This is a genomic window from Empedobacter sp. UBA6305 (assembly GCF_002440405.1).
GTDB lineage: Bacteria > Bacteroidota > Bacteroidia > Flavobacteriales > Weeksellaceae > Empedobacter > Empedobacter falsenii_B.
This window is the reverse complement of sequence record NZ_DJTP01000005.1, coordinates 1-8,079: the sequence shown is the minus strand read 5'-3', so window position 1 is coordinate 8,079 and position 8,079 is coordinate 1. Positions and strand designations below refer to the sequence as shown.

Annotated in this window: 10 protein-coding genes and 1 riboswitch; all 10 genes read right to left on the bottom strand. The window is 31.3% G+C overall.

Features of this window, described 5'->3' with window-relative positions:
• A partial coding sequence (locus tag B3M86_RS01435; protein WP_291048153.1) for a hypothetical protein occupies window positions 1–263 on the bottom strand: 263 nt, incomplete at its 3' end.
• Between the two features lie 92 nt (window positions 264–355).
• Window positions 356–1,609 (bottom strand): MFS transporter, encoded by a 1,254-nt coding sequence (locus B3M86_RS01430; RefSeq protein WP_286496264.1) that lies wholly within the window; start codon window positions 1,607–1,609, stop codon window positions 356–358.
• Between the two features lie 154 nt (window positions 1,610–1,763).
• On the bottom strand, window positions 1,764–2,426 hold the full coding sequence (gene ribB, locus B3M86_RS01425; RefSeq protein WP_114999705.1) for a 3,4-dihydroxy-2-butanone-4-phosphate synthase: 663 nt from the start codon (window positions 2,424–2,426) through the stop codon (window positions 1,764–1,766).
• 131 nt (window positions 2,427–2,557) lie between these two features.
• A riboswitch (FMN riboswitch) is annotated at window positions 2,558–2,686 on the bottom strand.
• A 355-nt stretch (window positions 2,687–3,041) separates the two neighbouring features.
• Window positions 3,042–3,662: an SGNH/GDSL hydrolase family protein gene (locus B3M86_RS01420; RefSeq protein ID WP_291078949.1), complete on the bottom strand. Its 621-nt coding sequence runs from the start codon at window positions 3,660–3,662 to the stop codon at window positions 3,042–3,044.
• A gap of 6 nt (window positions 3,663–3,668) precedes the next feature.
• Window positions 3,669–5,078: a radical SAM protein gene (locus B3M86_RS01415; RefSeq protein ID WP_291076509.1), complete on the bottom strand. Its 1,410-nt coding sequence runs from the start codon at window positions 5,076–5,078 to the stop codon at window positions 3,669–3,671.
• Window positions 5,079–5,096: 18 nt separating this feature from the next.
• Complete coding sequence (locus tag B3M86_RS01410; protein WP_291076511.1) at window positions 5,097–5,327, bottom strand: hypothetical protein; 231 nt, start codon at window positions 5,325–5,327, stop codon at window positions 5,097–5,099.
• A 10-nt stretch (window positions 5,328–5,337) separates the two neighbouring features.
• Complete coding sequence (locus tag B3M86_RS01405; protein WP_291076513.1) at window positions 5,338–5,571, bottom strand: hypothetical protein; 234 nt, start codon at window positions 5,569–5,571, stop codon at window positions 5,338–5,340.
• 23 nt (window positions 5,572–5,594) lie between these two features.
• Window positions 5,595–6,323: a prolipoprotein diacylglyceryl transferase gene (locus tag B3M86_RS01400; protein ID WP_291076515.1), complete on the bottom strand. Its 729-nt coding sequence runs from the start codon at window positions 6,321–6,323 to the stop codon at window positions 5,595–5,597.
• A 95-nt stretch (window positions 6,324–6,418) separates the two neighbouring features.
• Window positions 6,419–7,252, bottom strand: coding sequence for a 1,4-dihydroxy-2-naphthoyl-CoA synthase (locus B3M86_RS01395; RefSeq protein WP_125350193.1), 834 nt, complete (start codon window positions 7,250–7,252; stop codon window positions 6,419–6,421).
• Between the two features lie 70 nt (window positions 7,253–7,322).
• Entirely contained in the window at window positions 7,323–8,051 is a 729-nt protein-coding gene (locus B3M86_RS01390; RefSeq protein ID WP_291078947.1) for a hypothetical protein, read from the bottom strand.
• Window positions 8,052–8,079 lie beyond the last annotated feature (28 nt).

Genomic DNA, 8,079 nt, shown 5'->3' with positions numbered 1-8,079 from the left:
TTAACAAGGGGAAGATTACAGTATCTGTTTATAAAATCTAAGATGTAAAAATCTTTATAGATATTATTAATAGGACTACTTCCTTCATAACATAAATAATTATGTTTAGGTTTTAAAAAGCGAATTGATTCTTTTTCGAAGTTATTCTTGATTGTAAAGTGTATCATATTATTTTCGACTTTATCAACCTTTATTTTAATTTCATCCTTATTACAACTCAACAAACCAAATCCTAAAAGTAAAAAGTAAACAATAGATTTCATTGATAATTATTTTCTTAAAGATAACAAAAAAGCGAATCAATTGATTCGCTTTACTTTATTTTAAAACCTTTACTTCTTTTTATCTTAATATTTTATTCTAAGGTTACTTTTCGAATAGGTTTGATGAAAAATGCAATTAAAATTACGGTTAAAATTGTCATTGTTCCACCAAAAATAATTCCTGGAACTAACCCTAAAAATGTTGCAGCAATTCCACTTTCTAAAGCTCCTAATTCGTTAGAAGAACTCACAAATATTGAATTGACAGATGAAACACGACCTTTCAAATTTTCGGGCGTTTTAATTTGTAAAATACTTTGACGAATTACCATCGAAATTGCATCAAAAGCACCTCCAAACATCAAAATCACAAAACATAAATACAGATTTTGACTAAATCCGAAAGATATAATGCAAATACCAAACATTGCGACTGCTCCCAATAATTTTGGTCCAACATTTCCTTTTAATAAACTTGGAATCATCGACAAGAAAAACATCATTATAATCGATCCAATTCCATGTGCTGAACGTAATAATCCAAAAGCTTCAGAACCTTGATTCAATACTTTTTCAACGAAAGCTGGTAACAACGATTCTGCTCCACCAAAGAAAACCGCAAACATATCCAAACTCAAAACAGCTAATATAATTGGCGTTCCCCAAATAAATCTCAAACCTTCTTTGATACGTATCATTGGCGATTCTGTCGATTCTGATTCTGATATTTCTGCTGGTTTTTTAGAAATTAATAATATCATCACCATCGAAATACACATAATTGTAAAAGCGGTTATCAAAGCGGCTTCAATACCAAATTTTGCTAAAATAACTCCTCCTGCCAAAGGTCCTAAAACTGATCCAATCATAAATGCAGACGAAGAAACTGGAATTGCTTTTGTGTAGTTTTCTTTACGGACAACTAAGGCTAAAAGTGCAAATAAAGCTGGTCCGCTAAAGGATCTTGTCAATCCTAAAATGAAAAATGCAAAATAACAGATTCCCAAATAAACAGGAATTCCGATTGCTTGGCGAACTGACGGAAAGTTAACAATCATCAAGACAAAAGAAGCGGTCATAAAACAACCAATACTTCGTACCAAGATCATCCGTTTATCCAATTTATCGACCAATTGTCCCGCATAAAAAGCAGTTAAAAGAATTGGTAAAAACTCGGCTAAACCAATTAATCCAAGAAAAATTTCTTTCTGAGTGACTTTAAAAATTTCGTACGCAACAGACGTACTCTGAATGAATAAAGCAAAGATTAAGGAAAACCTTAAAAATATGAATGGAATAAATTCTTTATTTTTCCAAACGGATGGAACTTTCTCCTCTGATGTCATTTTGTAATTTGAATTTTAAGTTTTTAAATGTACATTGATTTTATTCAAAATTACCTTGATTTTGGATAATAAATTTTGTATAAAATCAAAAAAAATCTTCGTGTATTTCTACCCGAAGATTTTTGAAAGTTTATGATGTATTTTATTGTTTAATTTAAGCGAATTCTAATTGTTTTTTCTCCTCTAATTGAAGACGATATTCGTAAATATCCTCAATTGTCAAAACAGTCATTTCATGTTTTTCGGCAAAATCTATAATTTGCGGAACTTTCGCCATTGTACCATCAACATTTGTCAATTCGCACAAAACTGCTTCATTTCCTAAACCTGCTAATTTCACAATATCAATACTTCCTTCTGTATGTCCTCGACGTTCCATAACGCCTTTTGGACGAGCAATTAAAGGAAAAACATGTCCAGGTCGATTAAGGTCAGTCGGTTTTGCAATTGGATTAATTGCTGTTTTTATCGTTTGTATACGATCGGCTGCAGAAACACCAGTTGTTACACCTTCTTTTGCTTCAATAGTTACTGTAAATGCAGTATGAAAACGTGAGTTATTGTTTTCGACCATAGGATTTAGCTCCAATTCATCTGCTTTTTCTTGTGTAAGACACAGACAAACAATACCGCTACATTCACGAATCAATAAAGCCATATCAGGCGCAGTAATTGTGGAAGCAGGAAAAATGATATCACCCTCGTTTTCACGATTTTCATCATCAATTAATAAAATTCCTTTTCCGTTTTGTAGATCTTTTATTGCATTTGCAATTCTTTCATTGGCTGTTGAGCCAAATTGTGTGATTGTTTTCATTTGATTTTTGTTTTATCATGAAACATCACTTCAGGGCGAAACACATTGTTAAGTAATAAGCTCAAAGTTGTGCGTCATGAGTTTTTCACTCAGAACTTAACACTTATCACTCATGACTTTCAGTTGTGTTCAATTTTCTTCTCTCATCCAGACTATACTGTCGGTTTTGGAGTTTCACCAAATCAGTCCAATAACAGTTGTTAAAGGAGTCGCGGACTATAACCGCCGGTAAGGAATTTCGCCTTGCCCCGAAGAAAATTTCGTTTGTTAATACTAATTTTTTATTTGAAAAATTACCATAAACTTTCGCGAACAAAGTTACAAAACCAAAATGAGTTATTTATAATGAATAAAGATTATTTTGTTTACTATCAATAAAAACCATATCTTCATTAAAACACTAATAAAATGAAAAACAAAGCATTAAGAATAATTCTGAAAATTGGTTATTACGCTTTATGCGGATATTTAGTTGGATTATTAATTTCTTAGATCTCACCAACTGGAACAAGCCAAAACGCACCATTTACATGTATAGCTGGATCAATGACTTTTTTATTTTTTAAAGATTATATCATTCCATATTACAGAAGTCAAATTCAACAAAAATAGATTTTACAAATATTTCTCTACAATCGGTTTGATTTGATTTGCGATAAATTGATATCCTTTTTCATTTGGATGAATACCATCTTTTGAAAGAAATTCTTCTTTAGTTGAATTAAAACGTGAGAAAATATCAATAAATTCTATTTGATTTTGAAGTGCTAATTCTTTTAGCTTTTGATTGTATAATTCAATTTTTTGAGTCGTACGAAATTTACGTTTAGGAACTTTTATTCCATCAACCGTTTTAGAGATTGGTAAAATACTTATCACATAAATGTTAACTGTAAATTCTTTTGCTTGAGAAATTATTTCAAAAAGATTTGATTCGAAATTAGCGAGTGAAACCAATTCTAAATCATTTCTTTCAGCTAAATCATTTGCGCCATAAAAAAAGAAAATTAGATTTTCATCAGGAGAAAGACGTGCTTTTGTCTCAACTTCAAATCGGTTCATTAACCCTTCTGTTGTCTCACCTCCTATTCCGAGATTAAAACAATTGACTTCATTTGCATTGTTGTTATAAAATTCTGCATGACAATAACGTTTCAAAATTTCTACATAACCTCCCAGAATTCCGTCATATTCGCCGTAGGTAATACTATCACCAAAAAATAAGCAGTTTGTCATCATCATCTAAAACAATACTTTATCCTCTTTTCTCAACTCTTCTAAATAAGCAGCTTTTTCGTCGCGATAAAATAAATTCATTGTTTCGAATGGAATTAATTTCAAATCTTTGTTGACGATATGTACGCAAGACTTTTTAACAGCACGAACATCAAAATCATGTGCATCCATAAAATTCAAAATGATTATTCGGAACAAATTATCGTAATCTAAATCCAATTCGGGCGCGCAAACTTCTGGTAAACAACAAAGCAACTGATTCATTTTTGGTTGTACTTTATCCACAGAAATTCCTGTGCTAAAAATATCCAACAACTGTACTTTCAATTCTTCATCTTGTTCGTAAACAATTGTATTTTTTGATTCGTTATTCAATAAATCGGCAGGATTTATATAGCGTGTTAACGGAATTACCTCGTCATTTAATTTTAACATATATCCCATTGCCAAAGCATCAGGATTACACGAAACCGGAATAATATCATCTCCATTGAAAAGAGGATATTGATTCAGAATCTCTTGACGAACTTCCGTTAAGGTAATTTTTTCATGAATAGAGTCTTCTCTGTTTCGGCCTGCAATTTCTACAGGTTGAAAAGTAACTCCACGTACACATTTTTGTTTTAAAGCAAAATCGATGATTTTTCCAATTTCATCCGTATTTTTATCTTTTTGAAGAACAACAACCAAAGTTGTAGAAAGATTTAATTCATTCAATTTTTCTAAAGCTTTCATTCGAACATCTGTCAAATCTTTTCCTCGAAAATCTTCTAAAACTTCTTTTTTAAATGAATCAAATTGTAAATAAACTTCAAATTCAGGCGCATAAGTCGCTAATTTTTCAGCAAAACCAGGATCATTTGCAATTCGAATCCCGTTTGTATTCAACATCAAATGTTTAATCGGTTTTGATTTGGCAATTTCCATAATCTCAAAAAACTGCGGATGAATTGTTGGCTCACCGCCACTAATTTGCACAACATCTGGTTCGCCTTCATTTTTAACAATTGTATCGAACATCGCTTCAATCTGCTCCAAACTACGATGAGAACCATAATGTGGCGACGACATGGCATAACAAGTTGGACAAGTTAAATTGCATCGATCCGTCACTTCAACAATTGATAAACACGAATGCTGCTCGTGATCTACACACAAACCGCAATCGTACGGACAACCATATTCGACATCCGTCCCAAAATGCAAAGGCATTTCCGAAGCTTTGTTATAATTTCTGATGTTTTTGTAATAATCGACATCAGTTGCAATTTTAGTTTTGAAGAAACCATGATCTGGACAACGTTTTGTCATAAAAACATTTTCGTCTTCAATGATAATTTTTGCGCCAACTCGTTTCAAACATTCTGGGCAAAGACTTATTGTATAATCGTAATAAGTGTAATTTCTAACTGGCATAGTATGAGTTTTAAGTACTTAAAATCCATCAAAAATGAGATAGATTAAAGCTATAAATAATAAAAACAATCCTATAAATGATCCAAAAAATAATATCACTAATCGTTGTATATTTATTTTTTTCTGAATTGATTGATAAATTAAACTAATAAGAGAAATAAGACTTGCTCCAATAAATGCTACAAATAATAAAAACAGAACAATATCATCTGTATGAATAAATTGTTGCGCAAAAATAACTGCTAACATTGGCTAAGATTTATAATGAACCACAAACCATTCCCGAAATAATAAGTGTTATCAAAGCACACATTCCGAAAACCATTAAATAATATTTTGTTTCTTTTTTATGTCCAGAAATTGAGTTAATAATTAGCGAAATTAATGAACCAACAGCACCACCAATAATCGCAATCACTAACAAAACAGCAATGATAATATAAATAAAATCACTTCCAAGACCGCCTTCTGCAAAAATAACTGCGTAGATCATTTTATGTATTTAGGTTTAGTTTGCTATGAATTAAAGATATAATAAATTATGACACAAACACATGTTAATTGTATAGAACTTAAACCTAAAAATAATGGATGAATTGGCTTGATAAAATCTAAACAAAAACGAAATGAAAAATAAGCCAGCATAAAGATTTGAAAGATATAACCAGAAGGATAAATATATTTTTTCTGAACGATTTTCAAAACTCTCCAAAGCAAAAGAAGGTAAACAATTTCGTACAACGCAACAGGATGACGCAACAATCCATCGCCTAAATTCATTCCGAAAATTGAAGTTGTTTCTATGCCATATGTTTGTTCGTAAACGCCTGTTAAAAAGCAACCAATTCGACCAATTATCATGGCTAAGATTAATGGAAAAACAATCAAATCGCCTGTACTTTCTTTATGTTTAATTATTTTTTTGGTTAACTCAACACCGATTAAACCAAAGGTTAATCCGCCTATGATTGTATTACTTGTCCAGAAAAAGAAAAATTGGTTTTCTGCATCCAAAAAAGCTTGAGGATTTTCTAATGTTCCAATTATTTTGGATCCCAAAAGTGCACAAATTAAAGCGCCAATAATAATCCCGAAAGATTGAATTGTAGACAAACTTGATTTGTTACGTTTTCGAAGAAATGCATAATAACGCATCGCAATAAAAATTCCGACCGATTCGAGAATAGGATGAATTAAGACTGAATGTCCAAAAATTTCGATGGAAACAGGAAAATCTATTGTCACAAATTAATTAGGTTTTGGGTAAATGTAATTGATTTTATAGAAATATAAAAAAGCGATGTTAAACATCGCTTTTCGTTTATATTTTGAAAATTTTCTTATCTAAATTTAGAAAAATCTCTTGGACGTTTTTCTAAGAATGCATTACGACCTTCTACAGCCTCTTCTGTTCCGTATGCAAAACGTGTTGTTTCTCCTGCAAAAATTTGTTGTCCAACTAAACCATCGTCTACTAAATTGAAAGCAAATTTCAGCATTTTAATTGCCGTTGGCGATTTCGTTAAAATCTCTTGTGCCCAATCAAAAGCAACTTGTTCTAACTCATCATGTGGAACAACTAAATTCACCATTCCCATATCGTAAGCCTCTTGAGCAGAATAATTCAATCCTAAGAAAAAGATTTCACGCGCACGTTTTTGACCGACCTGTTTAGCCAAATAAGCCGAACCGTAACCACCATCAAAAGAAGCTACATCAGCATCCGTTTGTTTGAAAATTGCGTGTTCTTTAGAAGCCAATGTCATATCACAAACCACGTGCAAAGAATGTCCTCCACCTACTGCCCAACCGTTTACCACAGCTACAACAACTTTAGTCGAAAAACGAATCAAACGCTGAACTTCTAAAATATTCAAACGTCCAACACCATCTTGTCCTTCATAACCTTTTGCACCACGAACACGTTGATCTCCTCCAGAACAGAAAGCCCAACCACCGTCTTTTGCAGATGGTCCTTCTCCTGTCAATAAAATTACACCAACTTCACGGTCTTCTTCTGCTAATTGAAAAGCATCTAATAATTCGAAAACAGTTTTCGGACGAAATGCATTACGAACTTCAGGACGATTAAACGCAATACGCATTACACCATCACATTTCTTGAACGTGATATCTTCGTACTCCTTTACCGTTTGCCAATTGATTGTTGCCATTATTATATATTTTGTTTTTTGATTAAAAATTTTCTCAAAAATAAGATTTATTCATTTTTAAAAATAATTTTCAGTTATTAATCTCAAGTTTTTCTGCTCTTTTTCTTCGCAATTCTAGTATACGTTGATCTATAATTTCTTGAAATTCTTCTTTAGTTACCTCATTTTTTGCGTTAAGTGGTTTTATTTCTTTTAAAGGATTTGTTTCAATTCGTTTTAAAATTAAATTGTTTCCTCCATTAAAGTTTGCTTTAACAATAATTCCTTTCAAACCCATCAATCCAAAAGGCGCAATATTATCAGAATATGTTTCGTCAACCCAAATAGTTGTAGTAATAATTTTATCCTCTTTTAATCCTTTATCTTTACGTTTTGTATTATATTTCTTGGTAAGAACTCCGTTTATTTCTTCTGTTTCGTTCAAATCAATCCAGTATAAATCATCAAACTTTGAAGTCACAAGATATTCTTTATTCATTAGATTTTTTTTATTCGATATAAATTGATTTTTATAATCATAATAAAACATACCATTTGCTCTTACAAAAATTTGTACCATATCAATTTCTAAAGTTTGGGAATTATTCAACTTTTCAATCGGAACAAACAAAGCTTGCTCTCCGTTATACGTATAAATATATTCAACAGGATTCGAAGTTGATTTTATCAAATCAAAAGATTTTGACGATTTAAATTCTACATCAGAACTTAACTCATAAATAAAAGTATTACCTTTTGGTAACTGTGCAAAACACAAACTTGAAATCAAGATTATAATTAGAAAAAAGTATTTATTCATAATAGTGTGTAACGTCCTGAAAAAATGA